Source organism: Streptococcus sp. HMSC077D04 (genome assembly GCF_001808785.1).
GTDB classification, from domain to species: Bacteria; Bacillota; Bacilli; order Lactobacillales; family Streptococcaceae; genus Streptococcus; species Streptococcus mitis_BX.
In genome coordinates this window covers 31,119-52,021 of record NZ_KV794529.1, presented here as the reverse complement: position 1 = coordinate 52,021, position 20,903 = coordinate 31,119, and the positions used below count along the sequence as shown (strand labels likewise).

The following is a 20,903-nucleotide window of genomic DNA, read 5'->3' as shown; positions in this document are numbered from 1 at the left end:
ACTTTCATTAGTTGGAGAAGGAAAATAAGTGGAAAACAGCAGATAAATAATTTTTATCCGTATCCTACAATTTGACTATACGAGTATTCACCAGTTAAAATGTAAGTGAGTCAGGGATTTCAAAGATTATCTAAGATACTCTCAAAAATGACCAACATTTTTTCTCGTTTATCAATAGGGAGCTGTTTAATCTTCATGTTGATTCTTTTGAGTGAAAGATTGTCACTCTTATCAGAGGTTGATTCAAGGCTATCAAAATTGAAAAATTCCTCTGGGGTCATTTCTAGGGCGTCAATCACTTTTTCAAGACTGTGAATGGTCAGATTCACATTTTGGTTTTCAAGTTGATTGATATACTTAAGCCCGAGTCCTGCTTGTTCCGAAAGTTCTTCCTGGCTCATTTTATTCTGTGTTCGAAAATATTTCACTTTTTGGGAAATATATTGTTGTAAATAGTTTTTAGTTGTCATATAAATAGAATACAAGTTTTATATGACAAAAAACACCTTAAAAAATACAAAGTATTACATAACATACCTAGATGATATTTATTTTAATGAGGATTGTCAATTTGTATGATTGGTTTATTTTACTCGAAACTTTTAGTAAAGAGAGATCATCGAGAGTTTGATGAGTTCAGAAATTTATAACATATGCGTATACAATTGTATTATTTAAACAACAACGTTTTACGAACAATTCGTTTCATGTGGTATAATATAAGTAAAAAGGAGCTTGCACTATGACTGCACATGATATTTTAAACAATCCTTTCCTCAATAAAGGTACTGCCTTTACCTTAGAGGAGCGAAAGGAACTAGGCCTTATTGGTTTACTGCCACCGTATGTTCAAACGATTGAAGAACAAGCGGCGCAAACTTATGCACAAATGCAAACAAAAGCCAATGATTTGGAAAAACGTCTTTTCCTAATGGAAATTTTTAATACCAACAGGACTCTTTTCTATTACCTCTTTTCTCAACATTTGAAAGAATTCAATCCAATTGTATATGATCCAACCATTGCAGATACGATTGAAGGCTATAGTGATCTTTTTGTAGATCCCCAATATGCGGGATATCTTGATATCAATCATCCTGAAAATATTGAAGCTACTTTGAAAAACGCTGCCGGGGGTCGCGAGATTCGTCTCATTGTTGTAACAGATGCAGAAGGAATCCTTGGAATTGGCGACTGGGGAACAAATGGTGTCGATATTTCTGTTGGGAAATTGATGGTCTATACAGGTGCTGCTGGAATCGATCCTTCGATGGTCCTTCCTTTAGTCATTGATGCAGGGACTAACCGTGAAGAACTTCGTAACAATTCTAATTACTTAGGAAATCGTCACGAACGGGTCCGCGGAGATCGTTACTACGACTTCATTGACCAATTTGTTCAAACAGCAGAACGTCTCTTTCCTAAACTCTACCTTCACTGGGAAGACTTCGGCCGCTTGAATGCAGCCAATATTCTTGAAAAATACCGGAAACAAATTCCGACCTTTAATGATGATATTCAAGGTACAGGAATCGTTACCTTGGGTGGTATCTTTGGTTCGCTGGATATTAGTGGTGAAAAATTAATAGATCAAGTTTATCTTTGCTATGGTGGTGGTACTGCGGGTGCAGGAATTGCCTCTCGTGTTCTTCGTGAAATGGTAAGTGAAGGTCTTTCTGAAGAAGAAGCCTATAAACGGTTCTTTATGGTTGATAAACAAGGTCTTCTCTTTGATGACATGGATGACTTGACACCAGAGCAAAAACCATTTGCTAAGAAACGTGCTGACTTTAGTAACGCAGATAAGTTGACTGACCTGCTTGAAGTAGTGAAGACTGTGAAGCCAACCATTCTTGTAGGAACTTCAACTCAGCCTAATACCTTCACTAAAGAAATAGTAGAAGCTATGTGTGAAAACACAGAACATCCAATGATCTTCCCTTTGTCAAACCCAACTAAATTGGCAGAAGCTAGTGCCAAAGATTTGATTGAATGGTCAGATGGCAAAGCTTTTGTCGCAACAGGAATTCCTGCTGATACGGTTTCTTATAAAGGTGTAGACTATGTGATTGGTCAAGCAAATAATGCCCTGATTTACCCAGGTCTTGGTCTAGGTATGCTGGCTTCTGAAGCAAGTCTTTTGACTGATGAAATGATTGGAGCAGCGGCGCATTCATTGAGTGGTATTGTCAATCCAGGCCAACCAGGAGCTCCTGTCTTGCCACCATTCAAGTATGTAGCAGATGTTTCTATTAAAGTAGCAGAAGCAGTCGCTAAAAAAGCACAAGAGCAAGGTCTTGCACGCGCTAAGGAAACAGATATGGTCAAAGCAGTTCGTGATTTGAAGTGGTATCCAGAGTATAAATAATTCATTTTTGCTGCCTATCCTCGGGATACTTGGCTTATTTTGGATATGTTAGCAATCTACAGAGTTGATAACCGAAAAGTAAAGAGATTGTCGTATTGACTATTGGTTTTAAACAATATAAAATAACTGTCGATTTTTTGTCCGACTGCCAAGAGTCAGTTTAATACTACACTACAATCAAAATGCATTATATAATAGTGATATGAAATCAACCAAAGAAGAAATACAAGTTATCAAAACACTTTTAAAAGACTCTAGTACAACTAAATACCATAAAAGTCTTCAAATCGTTCTATTTTGTCTAATGGGCAAATCTTTGAAATTATCCTAAAAGAATTATGAAAGAATTTTCAAAAAATTTTAAAAAATTCTGAAATATTCTTGACAGCTAATGAAAAAGGTGGTAAGATAGGAAACATCAAAAAAGAAAGCAGAAAAAGAAATGAATAAGAAACAAGCTGTAACGATGAATCAAAACTTTTACTTTAGCTACTTTAGATAGTGTTTGTAGACATGTCACCATGGATGCAAACAGTTCAAGCAATTTGTTTGTATCTATGTGGCTAAGATTTTTGATTGTGGTCCATATAGATGAATATCTAAATGGACTAGCAAAGTTATAACTTGTTAGATTATTTCAAGCATCCGTTTAGATAGTATCTAGGCGGTTTTTTGTTTTATCTTTTCTGAGAAGGAGTTTCATTATGAAAGTTGTTCGAAAATTACTAGCACCCCTCTTGGTAGTGGGGATTCTCTTGACCTCTCTGATTAGTTTACATCAGTTGAAGGCAGATAAGAAAAAAGATGTATTTCGTATCGGTATTTCGCAGTTTATTACTCATCAATCTTTGGACGCTACTAGAGAAGGGTTTGTGGATGAGTTGTCCAAGCAAGGCTATGTTGAGGGGAAAAATATTGAGATTGATTTGCAAAATGCACAGGGAGAACAACGAAATCTAAAAACGATTTCCCAGAAACTAGCAGAATCTAGTGATGTCGTTCTAGCTATCGCAACGCCTTCTGCTCAGAGCTTGGCCAATACAACACAAACGACGCCTGTTATCTTTTCAGCGGTAACAGATCCTGTCAGTGCCAAGTTGGTTGAGTCAAGAGAACATCCTGGGGGCAATGTAACTGGGACAAGCGATCAGTCATCAGATGCCATTTCAACCCAAATCAATTTGATAAAGAAAGTGTTGCCAAAAGCTAAAACGATTGGAATCCTCTATACTCAGAGCGAGCCCAATTCAGTTGTCCAAAAGGATGAAGCTAAGCGACTTCTGGAAGAAAAAGGCTTTACCGTTGTTGAAAAAACAATCTTGGACAGTAACAACGTCAAGGCTGCTGCAGAGAGCTTGATGGCAGAGGTGGATATGGTTTTTGTCCCAACGGATAATATTATTTCATCAACCATGGAAACAGTTAAGCAGGTTTCTATTAAACACAAGGTTCCAGTATTTGGTGGTTCAACAGAAATGATTGCTGTTGGTGGCTTGTATAACTACGGAACCAATTATGAAGAATTGGGGCGTCAGACAGCACGCATGTTGATTCGTGTCTTAAAAGGTGAAAAGCCAGAAAATATAGCAGTTGAGTTGCCTGAAAAACTGGAATTGCATACCAATCAAGAAATGGCAGATGCACTAGGAATTGATATTAGTAAGTTAGAAGGCAAGGAATAAGGAGGTTTAAGATGAATTTTGTGTTATCTAGTTTATCAGAAGGTTTGTTGTGGTCGATTATGGCGATTGGGGTCTACTTGACTTTCCGTATTTTGGATATTGCGGATATGACTGCTGAAGGTGCCTTTCCACTGGGGGCAGCTGTCGTTGTATCACAGATACAGGCAGGTACAAATCCTTGGATTGCGACCTTACTGGCTTTGCTGGCAGGTATGGTAGCAGGTCTTGTATCAGGAATGCTCCACACCAAGATGAAAATTCCTGCTCTCTTGACAGGGATTGTGACCTTGACAGGGCTTTATTCAATCAATATTAAAATCATGGGTAGCGTGCCCAATCTTTCCTTGGGAGATTCTGCAACGGTCTTTAAAGAATTAGCGAACTTTGGTCTGACAAATGAAGAAGCTGTTTTTTCACTCAGCTTAGCCTGTCTCTTACTTGTTTGTTTGGTCTTGACACTTTTGATGAAAACGGAGATTGGTTTGGTCTTGCGTTCGACCGGGGACAATATTCCGATGAGTGAGGCCAATGGGGTCAATGTCGACACCATGAAGATTGTTGGTTACATGATTTCAAACGGTTTGATTGCCCTATGTGGTTCCTTGTTCGCCCAAAATGATGGATTTTCAGACGTAACCTCTGGGACAGGAACTATCGTTGTTGGTTTGAGTGCAGTCATTATTGCGGAAGTTTTGATACACGACTTGACCATTGGAGGCCGCTTGTTATCCATCGGAATCGGTGCTATTGTTTACCGTTTGATTATTTTAAATATCTATGAAATTCCAAATCTAGATCAAAACCTGGTTCGTCTCTTTAATGCAATCTTGTTAGCCTTAGTTTTATTTGCGCCAGAATTGCAAAAGAGATTAAAGATTCGTGGTCTAAAATTGAGAAATGAATAGGAGGAGAAAGTTATGGCAAGTTTGTTAACACTTGAAAATATTCACAAAACATTTGAAGCAGGGACGGTCAATGAGAACCATGTCCTCAAAGGATTAGATTTAGAAGTTGAAGAGGGAGATTTTATCTCTGTGATTGGTGGAAATGGAGCAGGGAAATCCACTTTGATGAATATCTTGGCTGGCAATCTATCGGTGGATGAAGGGGACCTTTTATTGGCAGGTAAATCCATTAAAAATCTGAGTGTAAGAAAGAGAGCCAAGGATATCGCCCGTGTTTTTCAAGATCCTAAGATGGGAACAGCTTCTCGTTTGACGATTGAGGAGAATATGGCTATTGCCTTGAGACGCGGGCAGAAGAGAGGGCTTGGTTGGGGAGTGAAGGAGAAGGATAGAATCCAGTTCCAAGAGGCCTTGAAAGAGCTGAATATTGGCCTTGAAAATCGCTTGAAAGTAGATACTCAATATCTCTCAGGAGGACAAAGACAGGCCTTGACCCTAGTCATGGCAGCTCTGGTGAAACCCAAACTTTTGCTTTTGGATGAACATACTGCGGCCCTTGATCCAAAAACTAGTCAAATGGTGATGGATTTGACGCAAAAGATTGTGGAACACCATCAGTTGACGACTTTGATGATTACCCATGATATGAACCATGCGATTGAGTATGGTAATCGTCTCATTATGCTCTATCAAGGCAAGATAGTGGTGGATGTCAAGGGAGAGGAGAAAAAGCATCTGACAGTTGAAGATCTCATGCATCTCTTCCAGAAAAATAGTGGCCAAAGTCTAGTCAGTGATGAATTGGTTCTGGGATAAAGAAAAACACCACACTTTGTAAGACACAAGGTGTGGTTGTATTTTATCTCTTAGACCAAGTTCTCTTCATAAAGAGAAGTAGGATTGGGTATATCTCCAAGCGCCCTGCAATCATTGCAAAGGAGAGGAGAATTTTTGAGATAGGACTAAAGATTGAGAAACTAGAAGTGGTTCCTAGGATAGGCCCAATATTATTGAAACAGCTAAAGACAGCGCTGGTCACAACCAGAAAATCATTGCTATCTAGGCTGACAATAAAGATAAGGGATAGCAAAATCATAGAATAGATGACAAAGTACTTGAGAATCTTATGCTGGGTATCTTTGTCAATCACCGTTTTATTAACATGGAGGGTCAAAACACGGTGGGGCGATAGGATTGACAAAATCTGATTTTTAGCAATTTTTGAAAGGATGAGGCCTCGAATAACCTTGAGTCCACCTGCGGTTGAACCAGCAGAACCACCGATTCCCATGAGGAAGAGGAGGATAAACTGGGAGAAGAGGGGCCAGTTGGTAATGTCTCCGTAACCAAAACCAGTCGTTGTAATGATATTGGAAACCTGGAAGAAGGCCATTTCAAAGCTCTTGGAAAATCCTGAGTAGAGATAGAGGGTATTGAGGCTAATCAAGCCTGTCGAAACCAGCACGATGACCAAGTAAGCCCGAAGTTCTTCGTCACCAAAGAAGGCCTTGACACGACGGAGCATGAGGTAGTAATAAAGGTTGAAATTTACCCCAAAAACCAGAACTCCGATACTAACCAGATAGGTAATCAGTGAGCTACCATAGTGGGCAATTCCATCGTTATAGACGGTAAAGCCCCCAGTTCCCGCTGTTCCCATAGCAATGACAAAACTATCAAATAGGGGCATGCCAGCCAGATAATAGATGATGACAAAGAGGGAGAAGAGAGCTAGATAAAGGAGATAGAGAATCTGGGCAGTGTTTTTAAGTTTGGATACAACCTTACCGAAAACAGGACCAGGAACCTCAGCCTTCATTACTTCTAGGTGACTATTTTTGGCATTATCCATAATAGCAAGTGCAAAAACAAGCACTCCCATCCCTCCAATCAAGTGGGTAAAACTTCGCCAGAAGAGGAGGGAACGGCTGAGGACCGAAACGTCGTTCAGAATAGTTGCTCCAGTAGTTGTAAAGCCAGAACTGATTTCAAAAAAAGCATCGATAACACTGGGAATTTGTCTAGCAAAGACAAAGGGGAGACCGCCAAAGAAGGACCAAAGGATCCAACAGAGGGCCACAATCAAGATTCCCTCCTTAGCATAAATCCGTTGATTTTTTGGCTTTTGTAAAATTCCTGAACCACCTAGTAATACGAGAATCCCTATTGTTGAAAAGAGGGCCGTAAAGACTTGGCTCGATTCACGGTAATAGATAGCAACAGCTACAGGAACCAAAAGAAGAACAGCTTCAATCAAAAGTAATTTTGAAAGGAGGTAACGAATCATACTTTTATTCATTTCTTACCTCGCGATCAAGTCATAAATCTTGGTGATGTTTGGCAACAAAGTTGTTACTAGGAGCTTGTCTCCAACTTCCAACATATCCTCCCCAGTAGGGAAAATAGTCTTGCCCTTTCGAATGATGGCTGCTATAAGAACCCCTTTTTTCAGTTTTAATTGAGAAAGAGGTTTGGCAGTCATTTTATTAGCTTCCTTGATATGAAATTGCAGGGTTTCGATTTGGCCATTGGCTAGATGGTGCATGGCTTGAAGGTCTGAATACTGGGCATTAACACGACCACGAATAAAGTGCATGATTGTATCTACAGCGATGCTTTTAGGTGTGATGATACTTGAAAAATCAGGCGCATTGATAATCTCGAGGAGACTGGTACGATTGACCTTGGTGATATTTTTTTGTACACCTACCCTGTCAAGGAACATAGAGGTAATCAGATTTTCCTCATCGACTCCTGTTAGAGTCGCAACGGCATCATAGTTTTGAGCACTTTCTTCCAGCAGGATATCTTTTGCGGTACCATCTCCTTGAACGATATAGAGATTTGGGAATTTTTCGCTAAAGAAGCTGGCGATTTCAGGATTGATTTCAATAACCTTGGTATCGATACGACTGTCTTTGAGGATACCTAGTAGATAATAGGCAATTCTACCAGCTCCAACAATAAGAAGACTCTTCACGGCACGAGACTTGAAATAATTATGGAAGAGCATCATGTCAACACGGTTACCAGTGACAAAGATTCTATCTTTATCCTGTACAGTCATGTCACCGCTTGGAATGATAATTTGATGATCTCTCTCTATAGCGCAGACAATGACATTACCGAATTTTTTCCGAAAATCAGAAATGGGCATTTGGCAAAGACCGCTGGAGGATTTAACAGTGAATTCCATCAAGCTGACCCGTCCACCAAAGAAACGTTCGACAGAGAGGGCGTTGGGAAAGTCAATGATATTTGCGATAGCGCGGGCAGCCAAGAGCTCAGGATTAACGATAAGAGAAAAACCGAGAATATTCTTTTCCTTGAAATAAGAGTTAGAATATTCAGGGTTCCGCACCCGAACGATGGTCTCTTTAGCTCCCATTTTTTTGGCTAGAACGGCTGCAATCATGTTGACTTCATCGTATTCAGTCAGGGCGATAAAGATATCACAATCCTGGACACTGGCTTGCTCAAGGATGGTAAAATCGGCCCCGTTACCAAGGATACCCATGATATCAAAGCGATTGACAATATGATTGAGGACAGCTTCGTCTTGCTCAATCAGCAAAACATCATGCTTTTCTGCAACCAAGGAGCGACAGAGGGCAAAACCAACTTTTCCCCCTCCGACAAGGATAATTTTCATAATAAAACCTACTTCTTCATTATGTAACTATCATACCTTTTTTCAAGAAAAAATGCACCTACTAGCTAATAACAAGAGCTTTTAGTAGGAAATTTGCTATAAGGTAAAACTATACCCTATACCTGCTAAATTTGGCCATTAAGTACCTTTGCACCATTCCTCTGGCTATTATTTTTTTGATGACAACCCACCCTAGTCAGTTTGCTTCCAGTTTAAATCAAATTGGTGTGCCTTACAAGATTGCCTATTCAGTCAGCCTGACCTTGCGTTATATTCCAGATTTACAGGAAGAATTCTTTACTATCAAGATATCTCAGGAGGCGCGTGGGATGGAATTATCCAAGAAAGTTTCCCTTATGCAACGAATCAAAGGCAATCTGCGCATTATCACTCCCTTGATTTTTAGCTCGTTAGAACGCATTGATACCATCGCGACTGCCATGGAGCTTCGCCGCTTTGGGAAAGAGAAAAAACGCACTTGGTATAGTTATCAGGCTTTGAAAAAAGGAGACTATCTTACCTTGTTCTTGGCAGCCTTGTTTTTAGTAGCTAGTTTACTACTTATCTTGCAGAATCACGGAAGATTTTGCAACCCTTGGAAATAGCTTGAAAAAATTGAAAAAATCAAGTCGTTTCTATTGACAATGATTCTGAAAGTGTTATACTAAGAAAGTAGTTTCGCTGATTTACTTCAAACCTGTTGTGAGGTAAGTTAACGATGCCTTAACCACGCTGTTTGCTGAGCTTGACTCCGGGCAGTGTGGCTATTTTTTTGCAATGGTGAAAGGAAGCAAGTCATGACAAATCACATTGTATTATTTGAACCACAAATTCCACAAAATACAGGCAATATCGCGCGTACTTGCGCTGCGACCAATTCTCCCCTCCACATCATCAAGCCAATGGGCTTTCCTATTGATGACCGCAAGATGAAGCGAGCTGGATTGGATTATTGGGATAAACTAGAGATTTATTTTTACGAGAGTTTGGAGGATTTCATGTCTCAGATGAAGGGCAAACTCTATCTGATTTCTAAATTCGCGGAAAAAGTCTATTCTGAGGTGGATTTATCGACTGATGAAGACCATTATTTTCTATTTGGACGTGAAGACAAGGGCTTGCCGGAGGACTTTATGCGCGAACATCCTGAGAAAGCTCTCCGTATTCCTATGAATGATGAACATGTCCGCAGTCTCAATGTGTCTAATACCGTCTGCATGATTGTCTATGAGGCTCTTCGCCAGCAGAACTTTGCAGGTCTTGAGCTCGTCCACACCTATGAAGTGGATAAATTGAAATAAAAAATGAAAATGAAAATGAACAAAATGCTTGCGCTTGCAAGCGTTTTTTGTTATGATAAAAGAGTCTTCAGGGCAGGGTGTGATTCCCGACCGGCGGTGACTTTAACTAGGAAATGATCTTTTCCTTTTATACTTTGTTGACAAGCTTTGCCTAACCAGAAGTTATGCCTACAGCTTGTCGCCTAGTCTAAAAGAAAAATCTCTATTTCCTTCTCTTTAAAGAAGTCCGCGAGCGCAAGCTGATGTGGTGAGATTCCACAACCGACAGTATAGTCTGGATGGGAGAAGACGAAAGAATAGCTTTGTCTGTTCTGATGGATTTATAGCTAGAATGTAACCGCTTGTTTTTGTTTTTTTAATAGAGTGAGAGGGAACTTTTGGGATATAAAAAGTGAGAATAGATAGAGGAATCCTTTCTAACTTCTTCTGATTTTATAGAAAATTGGAGGAACCTGTTATGACAAACACACGTCGACTTTCGACCATTGCGATTTTATCAGCCATCTCATTTGTGCTGATGTACTTTGACTTTCCGCTTTTGCCAGCGGCGTCCTTCCTCAAGATCGAATTTAGTATCTTGCCAGTCCTTGTGGGTCTGGTGGTCATGGATTTGCCTGCTGCTCTAGGAATTCTCTTGCTTCGCTCACTCTTGAAACTGCTTCTTAATAGCCAGGGAGTGAATACTTACATTGGTTTGCCAATGAATATCGTAGCTTTGGGAGTTTTTGTCATCGTATTTGCTTTGATTTGGAAAAAGGAACGGACAACCCTTCGTTTCCTACTAGGCTCTCTAGCTGGTACTATTGGTTTAACCGTGGCTATGTTGGTTCTCAACTATGTTTACGCTGTTCCTTTGTACGCTAAGTTTGCTAACTTTGATATTGGAAAAATTTTGGGACTTTCCAACTACCTAATGACCATGGTATTACCTTTTAACTTGATTGAGGGTGTAATCTTTTCCGTTTCATTCTGGTTGTTGTACATCCTCTTGAAACCAACCTTAAAACACTATGAAAGATAAACAAACATTTTTAATGAAGGGCAGTTTTGCCCTTTTACTTTTCGTTATTCTTGGCTATATGGTCAAATTTTATCCTGAAATGTTGGTCAATTTTGACCAACCCATTCAGACTGCCATTCGAGGAGATTTGCCAGATTATTTGACTATTCTTTTCCGAGCCATTACACGCCTGATTGATATTCCAGTGATTATCACTTGGGTTGTCATTACAGCCTTTATTTTTTATTGTAAGCGGTGGAAGATAGAAAGTTTCTTCATGCTGGGAAATCTGGCTTTGGCAGGTCTTTTAATTGTGACCTTTAAAAATATCTACCAGCGCCCACGACCAGCTATTATACACTTGGTTGAGGAGAAGGGATTTTCCTTTCCAAGCGGCCATTCTCTGGCTGTAACCTTGATGGTCGGATCTCTGATTGTCATTCTCAGTCAACGGATGAAAAATCCAGTCTGGAGAAAAATCGTACAAATCGTCCTTGGGCTCTACCTAGTCAGTGTGCTGGTCTCAAGGGTCTATTTAGGAGTTCATTATCCATCAGATGTCCTTGCCAGTCTCTGTGTGGGCTTGGGAGTCTTGTTTATCGAATTTCCCTTCTACGATACGCTTCGCTTCCAATGGCGATTTAAAGGCAAGCAGAAGTGAGTATCAAATTCCTTTGAGGAGAAAGAAATGAAAGTCAATATAGCAGATCTTCATCCGACTCAACTATATTTATCAGAAAAGAAGTTGCAAGATATTCAGATGCTTTATCAGTCGGTAGAACTAAACAATGTTGATCCAATTAGTATTCTTGCATTTGGAAATTGCTTGTTGATTACAGATGGGCATCACAGGGCTTATCAGGCTTTATTGGCAGGTTGGAATACGATTTCTGCTGAGTGGGATAGAGATGGTGGTGATGAACTATATCACCTCTATGCGCAAGCTTGTGAGGAAAGAAAGATTTACTCTGTTCTGGATTTAAAAAATCATATCTTAGCTCAAGATGAGTATGAAGCAAAATGGTATAACTGGTGTGATGGTTTTAATCAAGCAGCAACTCTCTTATTAAAAAGGAAAGCTGATGAAACAGATTTTACAAATAGATAATTCACTACGGCTGGTTCCTTATTGTAAGGTCAATCATTGTGAGGAAGCTTTTGCTTGGTATCAGAATGTGGACTTGGTTTACCTCGTAGATGGGGTGAAGCTTCCTTACAGTCAAAAAACTTTGGAAGCCATGTATTCCTATTTGGATCAGCATGGAGAGCTTTTTTGGATTGAAGTCAAGGAGAAGGGAGAATGGTTTCCAATTGGGGATGTTACACTATCTCAGGATAATCTCCCCATTGTGATTGGGGATTCCGCTTACCAACATCGAGGACTTGGAAAAAAGATTCTAAGTACTTTGATTGAATTGGCTCGAGTAAAAGGATGGAAAGAATTGAGAGTCAAGGAAATCTACACCTACAATCATGCGTCTAGGCGATGTTTCGAGTCGCTTGGATTTGTGGAAAATGGAGCAACAGAAAAAGGAACGAGTTTTATATTGAAATTAGTCTAATCTAACTTGTTTTTTAACTAAAAATCTGATAAACTTATGTAGTAATTGAATAGAAATCTGCAAGACTAGTAACTCAAGGGAAGTATATCAGGGAGGAGAGCCGTGACTGCAAGCTCTCTATATGAAAGCTGGGTGAATTCACTTGCGCATGGATTTAGAAATGAAGGTCTGACTTGTCAGATGAAAACGGATGGTACCGCGTGTCAACGCTCCGAGTGGAGTTTTTGGCATGTGGTTTTCTTTTTATCTACGAGAGACTGATGGAGGAATTATGTCAACTATTGAAGAACAATTAAAAGCGCTTCGTGAAGAAACGCTGGCTAGCTTGAAGCAGATTACTGCTGAAAATAAAAAAGAGATGCAAGATTTGCGTGTTTCTGTCCTTGGGAAAAAGGGTTCACTTACTGAAATCCTCAAAGGGATGAAAGATGTCTCTGCTGAGATGCGTCCGATTATCGGGAAACACGTCAATGAAGCTCGTGATGTCTTGACAGCAGCCTTTGAAGAAACAGCTAAACTATTGGAAGAAAAGAAAGTCGCAGCTCAACTGGCTAGCGAGAGTATCGATGTGACACTTCCAGGTCGCCCTGTTGCGACGGGTCACCGCCACGTTTTGACACAAACCAGTGAAGAAATCGAAGATATTTTCATTGGTATGGGTTACCAAGTCGTGGATGGTTTTGAAGTGGAGCAAGACTACTATAACTTTGAACGTATGAACCTTCCGAAAGATCATCCAGCCCGCGATATGCAGGACACATTCTATATCACTGAAGAAATCTTGCTCCGTACTCATACATCTCCTGTGCAGGCGCGTGCTATGGATGCTCATGATTTCTCTAAAGGCCCTTTGAAAATGATCTCACCAGGGCGTGTCTTCCGTCGTGACACAGACGATGCGACCCACAGTCACCAATTCCACCAAATCGAAGGTTTGGTTGTTGGGAAGAACATTTCTATGGCAGACCTTCAAGGAACCCTTCAGTTGATTGTGCAAAAAATGTTTGGCGAAGAGCGTCAAATTCGTTTGCGCCCCTCTTACTTCCCATTCACAGAACCATCTGTTGAGGTGGATGTTTCGTGCTTCAAATGTGGTGGTGAAGGATGTAACGTATGTAAGAAAACTGGTTGGATTGAAATCATGGGTGCTGGTATGGTTCACCCACGTGTTCTCGAAATGAGTGGAATTGATGCAACGGTCTACTCTGGATTTGCCTTTGGTCTTGGACAAGAGCGTGTAGCTATGCTCCGTTACGGAATCAACGATATCCGTGGATTCTACCAAGGAGATGTCCGCTTCTCAGAACAGTTTAAATAAGATTGAAACCTGAAACACAGTCCTAGTCAGCTACTCTTGACGAGAAATGGTGAGGACTGACTCGAAGAAAAAGAAAGGAATTGAAAAGGTCTTACTTGGTGGGATCTTACAATCAGAATTATGCTTGTATCTTATAAATGGTTAAAAGAATTGGTGGACATTGATGTGCCATCACAAGAGTTGGCTGAAAAAATGTCAACTACAGGGATCGAGGTAGAAGGTGTGGAATCACCGGCTGCCGGTCTCTCAAAAATTGTCGTCGGTGAGGTCTTGTCTTGTGAAGACGTGCCAGAAACTCACCTTCATGTTTGTCAGGTTAACGTTGGCGAAGAAGAAGCCCGTCAAATCGTTTGTGGTGCACCGAATGTGCGTGCTGGTATCAAGGTCATGGTGGCACTTCCAGGAGCTCGTATCGCTGACAACTACAAAATCAAAAAAGGGAAAATCCGCGGTCTTGAGTCACTTGGAATGATTTGTTCACTTGGCGAATTGGGAATTTCTGACTCAGTTGTGCCAAAGGAATTCGCAGATGGCATCCAAATCTTGCCAGAAAATGCCGTTCCAGGTGAGGAAGTCTTCTCATATCTAGACTTGAATGATGAAATCATCGAACTTTCAATTACACCTAACCGTGCGGACGCTCTTTCTATGCGTGGGGTGGCTCACGAAGTGGCAGCCATCTATGATAAGGCAGTCAACTTTAAAGAATTTACTCTTTCAGAAACTGACCAAGCTGCAGCAGATGCTCTTTCTGTGGGCATTGAAACAGACAAGGCTCCTTACTATGCGGCTCGTATCTTGGACAATGTGACCATCGCACCAAGTCCACAATGGTTGCAAAATCTCCTCATGAACGAAGGTATCCGTCCTATTAACAATGTAGTGGACGTGACAAACTACATCCTGCTCTACTTTGGTCAACCTATGCATGCCTTTGACTTGGATACCTTTGAAGGGAGTGACATCCGTGTACGTGCAGCGCGTGCTGGTGAAAAATTGGTGACTTTAGATGGTGAAGAACGTGACTTGGAAACAAATGACCTAGTCATCACTGTCGCTGACAAGCCAGTAGCCCTTGCCGGTGTTATGGGTGGTCAAGCAACAGAAATCTCTGAAAACTCTAGTCGTGTTGTCCTTGAAGCTGCTGTTTTCAATGGCAAATCTATCCGTAAGACTAGTGGTCGCCTCAATCTTCGCTCGGAGTCCTCTTCTCGCTTTGAAAAAGGCATCAATGTGGCAACTGTTAACGAAGCTCTTGATGCGGCAGCTAGTATGATTGCCGAACTTGCAGGTGCGACGGTGCGTAAGGGTATCGTTTCAGCGGGTGAACTTGATACCTCTGATGTGGAAGTTTCTTCAACTCTTGCTGATGTTAACCGTGTCCTCGGAACTGATCTTTCTTATGCTGATGTAGAAGACGTCTTCCGTCGTCTTGGATTTGGTCTTTCTGGCAATGCAGATAGCTTTACAGTCAGTGTCCCACGCCGTCGCTGGGATATCACCATCGAGGCAGACCTCTTTGAAGAAATCGCTCGTATCTATGGATATGACCGCTTGCCAACCAGCCTTCCAAAAGACGATGGGACAGCTGGTGAATTGACTGCGACACAAAAACTTCGCCGTCAAGTTCGTACCATTGCTGAAGGAGCAGGTTTGACAGAAATCATCACCTACGCTCTGACAACTCCTGAAAAAGCAGTTGAGTTTACGGCTCAACCAAGCAACCTTACGGAACTCATGTGGCCAATGACTGTGGACCGTTCTGTCCTCCGTCAAAATATGATCTCAGGTATCCTTGATACTGTTGCCTACAACGTGGCTCGTAAGAACAAAAACTTGGCCCTTTACGAGATTGGAAAAGTCTTTGAACAAACTGGTAATCCAAAAGAAGAACTTCCAAATGAGATTAATAGCTTTGCCTTTGCCTTGACAGGCTTGGTTGCTGAAAAAGATTTCCAAACAGTAGCAGTTCCAGTTGATTTCTTCTATGCTAAGGGAATCCTTGAGGCCCTCTTTGCTCGTTTGGGACTCCAAGTAACCTATACGGCAACATCTGAAATCGCTAGCCTCCACCCAGGACGTACAGCTATGATTTCACTCGGTGACCAAGTTCTTGGTTTCCTTGGGCAAGTGCATCCAGTCACTGCTAAGGCTTACGATATTCCAGAAACGTATGTAGCTGAGCTCAACCTTTCAGCCATCGAAGCTGCCCTTCAACCAGCTGCTCCATTTGTGGAAATCACGAAATTCCCAGCAGTTAGCCGTGACGTTGCCCTCCTTCTCAAGGCAGAAGTGACTCACCAAGAGGTTGTGGACGCTATCCAAGCTGCAGGCGTAAAACGTTTGACAGATATCAAACTCTTTGACGTCTTCTCAGGCGAAAAATTGGGACTTGGTATGAAGTCAATGGCTTATAGCTTGACTTTCCAAAATCCAGAAGATAGCTTAACGGACGAAGAAGTCGCACGCTATATGGAAAAAATCCAAGCATCGCTCGAAGAAAAAGTCAATGCAGAAGTGCGTTAAAGTATCAATCCATCCTTTGGGGTGGATTTTTGCTTTTCAAATAACAATTCAGGATCAAAAATAGACAGTTGAGGAACAGAGAAGATAAATTGGAGTTTACCAGTGTATAATGTACTCATAGCTCAAAGTACCCTAAGATTTTTTACTAAAATGAGGATGATAAAAATGGACAGAAATCATTGTAAAGGCTATCAAAAAGGAGTATAATGAGTGCAAGACATTTCGGAGGTGAAAGATGCTAGAAGTAAGAAGTCTAGAGAAAAGTTTTGGACCCAAGCAAGTTTTGTTTGGTATTGACTTTCAAGCGCGACCAGGTCGTATTTTGGGATTAGTCGGGAAAAACGGTGCTGGGAAGACAACGATTTTCCACAGTATTTTGAAGTTTTTAGAATACCAAGGAGAAATTAGTCTGGATAATCAGGATATTCGACAAGAGACCTACGCTCGGATTGGCTATCTGCCTGAAGAACGCAGCCTCATGCCTAAATTGACAGTCCTTGAACAAGTTCGTTACTTGGCGACTCTAAAAGGTATGGATGCCAAGGAGATCAAGGAAAAACTCCCTCAATGGATGAAGAGGTTGGAAGTGAAAGGAAAGCTGACAGATAAAATCAAGAGCCTGTCAAAAGGAAATCAGCAGAAGATTCAGCTCATCATTACTCTGATTCATGAGCCAGACTTGATTATCTTGGATGAGCCTTTCAGTGGCTTGGATCCAGTCAATACTGAATTGCTCAAGCAAGTCATCTTTCAGGAAAAAGAGCGCGGAGCAACCATTATCTTTTCTGACCATGTCATGACCAACGTCGAGGAGCTTTGTGACGATATTCTCATGATTCGAGATGGCCGTGTGGTCTTGCATGGGCCGGTCCAGGATGTCCGCAATCAATACGGGAAAACGCGTCTCTTTGTTTCAAGTGAACGAAGTAAGGAAGAATTGGAAAATCTTCCTCATGTCAAACAGGTGAGTTTGACCAAACAAGGCAGTTGGAAATTGATCTTAGAGGATGAGAGCGCTGGAAGGGAACTCTTCCCAATCTTGACTCAGGGGCAATACATCGCAACCTTTGACCAGCAAGCGCCAACAATTGATGAAATCTTTAAACTAGAATCAGGGGTGGAAGTATGAGAAATATGTGGGTTGTAATGAAGGAAACCTATCTTCGACATGTTAAGTCATGGAGTTTCTTCTTTATGGTGATTTCGCCGTTCCTCTTTTTAGCCTTATCTGTAGGAATTGGCTACCTCCAAGGGTCTTCTATGGCCAAGAATAGCAAGATAGCAGTAGTAACAACAGTGCCATCTGTGGAAGAAGGGCTCAAGGGTACTAATGGTATCAACTTTGATTATAAGGATGAAGCCAGTGCCCAAACTGCTATCAAGGATGAGAAAATCAAGGGTTACCTAACCGTCGACCAAGAGGACAGCGTCATCAAGGCCGTCTATCATGGTGAAACCTCTCTTGAAAGTGGCATCAAACTAGCTGTAACCAATAGACTAAATGAACTGCAATACCAACTCAATCGTTCGGCAGCTAATTTGTCTCAAGAACAGGAAAAACGCCTGAGTCAAACCGTTGACTTTACGGAGAAGATTGATGAATCCAAGGAAAACAAAAAAATTGTTCAAACCATTGCGGCCGCAGGGCTTGGTTTCTTCCTTTATATGATTTTGATTACCTATGCTAGTGTCACTGCCCAGGAAGTGGCTAGCGAGAAAGGAACCAAAATTATGGAGGTGGTCTTCTCTAGTATCCGAGCTAGTCATTATTTCTACGCTCGCATGCTGGCTCTGCTTCTTGTGATTTTGACCCATATTGGCATTTACGTCGTGGGTGGACTTGCTGCCATTCTTCTCTTTAAGGACCTACCAATCTTGGCACAATCTGGTATTTTAAACCATATAGGAGAGGCTTTCTCGCTCAACACCTTATTGTTTGTCTTGGTTAGCCTCTTTATGTACGTTGTTTTAGCAGCCTTCCTAGGTTCTATGGTTTCTCGTCCTGAGGATGCAGGAAAAGCCTTGTCGCCTTTGATGATTTTGATTATAGGTGGTTTTTTTGGAGTGACAGCTCTAGGTGCAGCTGGTGACAATCTCATCTTGAAGATTGGTTCATACATTCCCTTTATTTCGACTTTCTTCATGCCGTTTAGAGCTATTAATGGTTATGCAAATGGGTTAGAATCATGGATTTCGCTTGCTATTACGATTGCTTTTGCAGTAACGGCAACAGTCTTTATCGGACGTATGTATGCTAGTCTCGTTCTGCAAACAGATGATTTAGGTCCTTGGAAAACCTTTAAACGTGCCTTATCTTATAAATAGAAGAGCCTCGCGAAAGCGAGGTTTTTTAGAGATAAAAAGAGTGGAATTCAGAAAAATATTTTTCATATCTATTGACTTTTAGGGGTGAAATTTGGTATTATAGTAGGCGGTATTGTTTACCCCATTTGAAAGGCCCCGGAACCTTCCAAATACTTTTCGATGGGAAGGAACACCCATCATCGTAAACAAAAATCGAACTATATATAGGAGAAATCATGAACAAAACAACATTTATGGCTAAACCAGGCCAAGTTGAACGTAAATGGTACGTAGTTGACGCAACTGATGTACCACTTGGACGTCTTTCTGCAGTAGTTGCTAGCGTACTTCGTGGAAAAAACAAACCAACATTTACACCACACACTGATACAGGTGACTTTGTGATTGTTATCAATGCTGAAAAAGTTAAATTGACTGGTAAAAAAGCAACTGATAAAATCTACTACACTCACTCAAACCACCCAGGTGGATTGAAACAAATCTCTGCAGGTGAACTTCGTTCTAAAAATGCAGTACGTTTGATTGAGAAATCAGTTAAAGGTATGCTTCCACACAATACACTTGGACGCGCTCAAGGTATGAAGTTGAAAGTATTTGTTGGAGCTGAGCACACTCACGCTGCACAACAACCAGAAGTTCTTGACATTTCAGGACTTATCTAAGGAAAGGAACAATAAAGTATGTCACAAGCACAATATGCAGGTACTGGACGTCGTAAAAACGCTGTTGCACGCGTTCGCCTTGTTCCAGGAACTGGTAAAATCACTGTTAACAAAAAAGATGTTGAAGAGTACATCCCACACGCTGACCTTCGTCTTGTAATCAACCAACCATTCGCAGTTACTTCAACTGCAGGTTCATACGACGTTTTCGTTAACGTTGTAGGTGGTGGATACGCTGGTCAATCAGGAGCTATCCGTCACGGTATCGCTCGTGCCCTTCTTCAAGTAGACCAAGACTTCCGCGATTCATTGAAACGCGCAGGACTTCTTACACGTGACTCACGTAAAGTTGAACGTAAGAAACCAGGTCTTAAGAAAGCTCGTAAAGCATCACAATTCTCAAAACGTTAATCAATACGATTATATCAACGTTTACAGACATTCAAGAATTTTCGGCTCTTTGTCAACTGTAGTGGGTTGAAGAAAAGCTAAGCTCGAGAAAGGACACATTTCGTCCTTTCTTTTTTGATATTTAGGGCGATAAAAATCCGTTTTTTGAAGTTTTCAAAGTTCCGAAATCCAAAGGCATTGCGCTTGATAAGTTTGATGAGATTATTGGTGGCTTCCAGTTTGGCGTTGGAATAGAGTAGTTGAAGGGCGTTGGCAATCTTCTCTTTATCCTTGAGGAAGGTTTTAAAGACAGTCTGAAAAAGAGGATGAATTAGCTTAAGATTGTCCTCAATAAGTTCGAAAAATTTGTCTGCCTCCTTGTTCTGAAAGTGAAAAAGCAAGAGTTGATAGAGATGGTAGTGGTGTTTCAAGTCCTCTGAATAGCTCAAAAGCTTGTCTAAAATCTCTTTATTCGTCAAGTGCATGCGAAAAGTAGGGCGATAAAAACGTTTATCGCTGAGTTTACGACTATCCTGTTGAATGAGCTTCCAGTAACGCTTGATAGCCTTGTATTCATGGGATTTTCGATGAAACTGATTCATGATTTGGACACGCACACGACTCATAGCACGGCTCATGTGTTGGACAATATGGAAACGATCCAACACGATTTTAGCGTTTGGAAAAAGCTGTTTAGCTAAGGCATAGTAGGGACTAAACATATCCATAGTAATGATTTTCACCTGACATCGGACTGCTCTATCGTAACGAAGAAAGTGATTTCGGATGACAGCCTGTGTTCTTCCTTCAAGAACAGTGATAATGTTGAGCTTGTCAAAATCTTGTGCAATAAAGCTCATCTTTCCCTTTGTAAAAGCGTACTCGTCCCAGGACATAATCTCAGGGAGGTAAGAAAAATCAGACTTAAAACGGAAGTCATTGAGCTTACGAATGACAGTTGAAGTTGAAATAGCCAGCTGATGAGCAATATCGGTCATAGAAGTCTTTTCAATCAGCTTTTGCGCAATCTTTTTGGTTGATGATACGAGGAATTTGATGATTCTTCTTGACGAGAGAGGTTTCGGCGACCATCATTTTCGAGCAATGATAGCACTTGAATCGACGCTTTTTCAGGAGGATTCTAGTAGGCATACCAGTCGTTTCGAGGTAAGGAATTTTCGACGGTTTTTGAAAGTCATATTTCTTCATTTG

18 protein-coding genes, 3 pseudogenes and 1 riboswitch are annotated in these 20,903 nt (G+C 41.0%); of the genes and pseudogenes, 17 read left to right on the top strand and 4 right to left on the bottom strand.

Annotation, left to right across the window (positions count from 1 at the left end):
- Positions 1 to 119: 119 nt before the first annotated feature.
- Positions 120 to 470: a helix-turn-helix domain-containing protein gene (locus tag HMPREF2701_RS04050; RefSeq protein ID WP_000208712.1), complete on the bottom strand. Its 351-nt coding sequence runs from the start codon at positions 468 to 470 to the stop codon at positions 120 to 122.
- Positions 471 to 742: 272 nt separating this feature from the next.
- On the opposite strand from HMPREF2701_RS04050, the gene HMPREF2701_RS04045 reads away from it, so the two are divergent.
- From HMPREF2701_RS04045 to HMPREF2701_RS04030, 5 genes and pseudogenes are all read left to right on the top strand, one after another.
- Complete coding sequence (locus HMPREF2701_RS04045; protein ID WP_070482194.1) at positions 743 to 2,368, top strand: malolactic enzyme; 1,626 nt, start codon at positions 743 to 745, stop codon at positions 2,366 to 2,368.
- Between the two features lie 202 nt (positions 2,369 to 2,570).
- Positions 2,571 to 2,690: pseudogene (locus HMPREF2701_RS11015) on the top strand (IS630 family transposase); the annotation flags it as partial.
- A 382-nt stretch (positions 2,691 to 3,072) separates the two neighbouring features.
- A complete protein-coding gene (locus HMPREF2701_RS04040) occupies positions 3,073 to 4,050 on the top strand; it encodes an ABC transporter substrate-binding protein (protein WP_061590050.1) in 978 nt (325 codons plus the stop codon).
- Between the two features lie 11 nt (positions 4,051 to 4,061).
- Entirely contained in the window at positions 4,062 to 4,955 is an 894-nt protein-coding gene (locus HMPREF2701_RS04035) for an ABC transporter permease (protein ID WP_061590051.1), read from the top strand.
- Positions 4,956 to 4,967: 12 nt separating this feature from the next.
- Positions 4,968 to 5,771: an ABC transporter ATP-binding protein gene (locus tag HMPREF2701_RS04030; protein ID WP_000157661.1), complete on the top strand. Its 804-nt coding sequence runs from the start codon at positions 4,968 to 4,970 to the stop codon at positions 5,769 to 5,771.
- Between the two features lie 43 nt (positions 5,772 to 5,814).
- On the opposite strand, the gene HMPREF2701_RS04025 is transcribed toward HMPREF2701_RS04030, so the two are convergent.
- Positions 5,815 to 7,254 carry a TrkH family potassium uptake protein gene (locus HMPREF2701_RS04025; RefSeq protein ID WP_070482192.1) on the bottom strand — a complete coding sequence of 480 codons (1,440 nt, stop codon included), beginning with the start codon at positions 7,252 to 7,254 and terminating at the stop codon, positions 5,815 to 5,817.
- 3 nt (positions 7,255 to 7,257) lie between these two features.
- Positions 7,258 to 8,607, bottom strand: a complete 1,350-nt coding sequence (gene trkA / locus HMPREF2701_RS04020) for a Trk system potassium transporter TrkA (RefSeq protein ID WP_070482190.1) — start codon at positions 8,605 to 8,607, stop codon at positions 7,258 to 7,260.
- Positions 8,608 to 8,726: 119 nt separating this feature from the next.
- Here trkA and HMPREF2701_RS04015 point away from each other — a divergent pair.
- From HMPREF2701_RS04015 to rpsI, 12 genes and pseudogenes are all read left to right on the top strand, one after another.
- Positions 8,727 to 9,212: pseudogene (locus tag HMPREF2701_RS04015) on the top strand (energy-coupling factor transporter transmembrane component T family protein); the annotation flags it as partial.
- A gap of 192 nt (positions 9,213 to 9,404) precedes the next feature.
- Complete coding sequence (locus HMPREF2701_RS04010) at positions 9,405 to 9,908, top strand: tRNA (cytidine(34)-2'-O)-methyltransferase (RefSeq protein WP_000181388.1); 504 nt, start codon at positions 9,405 to 9,407, stop codon at positions 9,906 to 9,908.
- A 59-nt stretch (positions 9,909 to 9,967) separates the two neighbouring features.
- Positions 9,968 to 10,202: riboswitch (FMN riboswitch) on the top strand.
- A 163-nt stretch (positions 10,203 to 10,365) separates the two neighbouring features.
- Entirely contained in the window at positions 10,366 to 10,929 is a 564-nt protein-coding gene (locus tag HMPREF2701_RS04005) for an ECF transporter S component (RefSeq protein WP_000185822.1), read from the top strand.
- Entirely contained in the window at positions 10,919 to 11,569 is a 651-nt protein-coding gene (locus HMPREF2701_RS04000; protein ID WP_070482188.1) for a phosphatase PAP2 family protein, read from the top strand. The genes HMPREF2701_RS04005 and HMPREF2701_RS04000 overlap by 11 nt, the downstream gene beginning before the upstream one ends.
- 27 nt (positions 11,570 to 11,596) lie before the next feature.
- Positions 11,597 to 12,016 (top strand): chromosome partitioning protein ParB, encoded by a 420-nt coding sequence (locus HMPREF2701_RS03995; RefSeq protein ID WP_070482186.1) that lies wholly within the window; start codon positions 11,597 to 11,599, stop codon positions 12,014 to 12,016.
- Positions 11,991 to 12,470, top strand: coding sequence for a GNAT family N-acetyltransferase (locus tag HMPREF2701_RS03990; protein ID WP_070482184.1), 480 nt, complete (start codon positions 11,991 to 11,993; stop codon positions 12,468 to 12,470). The genes HMPREF2701_RS03995 and HMPREF2701_RS03990 overlap by 26 nt, the downstream gene beginning before the upstream one ends.
- Before the next feature lie 271 nt (positions 12,471 to 12,741).
- Positions 12,742 to 13,788: a phenylalanine--tRNA ligase subunit alpha gene (gene pheS / locus HMPREF2701_RS03985; RefSeq protein WP_031237702.1), complete on the top strand. Its 1,047-nt coding sequence runs from the start codon at positions 12,742 to 12,744 to the stop codon at positions 13,786 to 13,788.
- A 120-nt stretch (positions 13,789 to 13,908) separates the two neighbouring features.
- Positions 13,909 to 16,314, top strand: coding sequence for a phenylalanine--tRNA ligase subunit beta (pheT, locus tag HMPREF2701_RS03980; RefSeq protein ID WP_070482182.1), 2,406 nt, complete (start codon positions 13,909 to 13,911; stop codon positions 16,312 to 16,314).
- Positions 16,315 to 16,549: 235 nt separating this feature from the next.
- Positions 16,550 to 17,443, top strand: a complete 894-nt coding sequence (locus HMPREF2701_RS03975; RefSeq protein ID WP_000895284.1) for an ABC transporter ATP-binding protein — start codon at positions 16,550 to 16,552, stop codon at positions 17,441 to 17,443.
- Positions 17,440 to 18,639, top strand: coding sequence for an ABC transporter permease (locus HMPREF2701_RS03970; protein ID WP_070482179.1), 1,200 nt, complete (start codon positions 17,440 to 17,442; stop codon positions 18,637 to 18,639). Before HMPREF2701_RS03975 ends, HMPREF2701_RS03970 begins: the two co-directional genes overlap by 4 nt.
- A 215-nt stretch (positions 18,640 to 18,854) precedes the next feature.
- Positions 18,855 to 19,301 (top strand): 50S ribosomal protein L13, encoded by a 447-nt coding sequence (gene rplM / locus HMPREF2701_RS03965; RefSeq protein WP_001044624.1) that lies wholly within the window; start codon positions 18,855 to 18,857, stop codon positions 19,299 to 19,301.
- A gap of 18 nt (positions 19,302 to 19,319) precedes the next feature.
- A complete protein-coding gene (gene rpsI / locus HMPREF2701_RS03960; protein ID WP_049486649.1) occupies positions 19,320 to 19,712 on the top strand; it encodes a 30S ribosomal protein S9 in 393 nt (130 codons plus the stop codon).
- A gap of 77 nt (positions 19,713 to 19,789) precedes the next feature.
- On the opposite strand, the pseudogene HMPREF2701_RS10635 reads toward rpsI, so the two are convergent.
- Positions 19,790 to 20,903: pseudogene (locus HMPREF2701_RS10635) on the bottom strand (ISL3 family transposase); the annotation flags it as partial.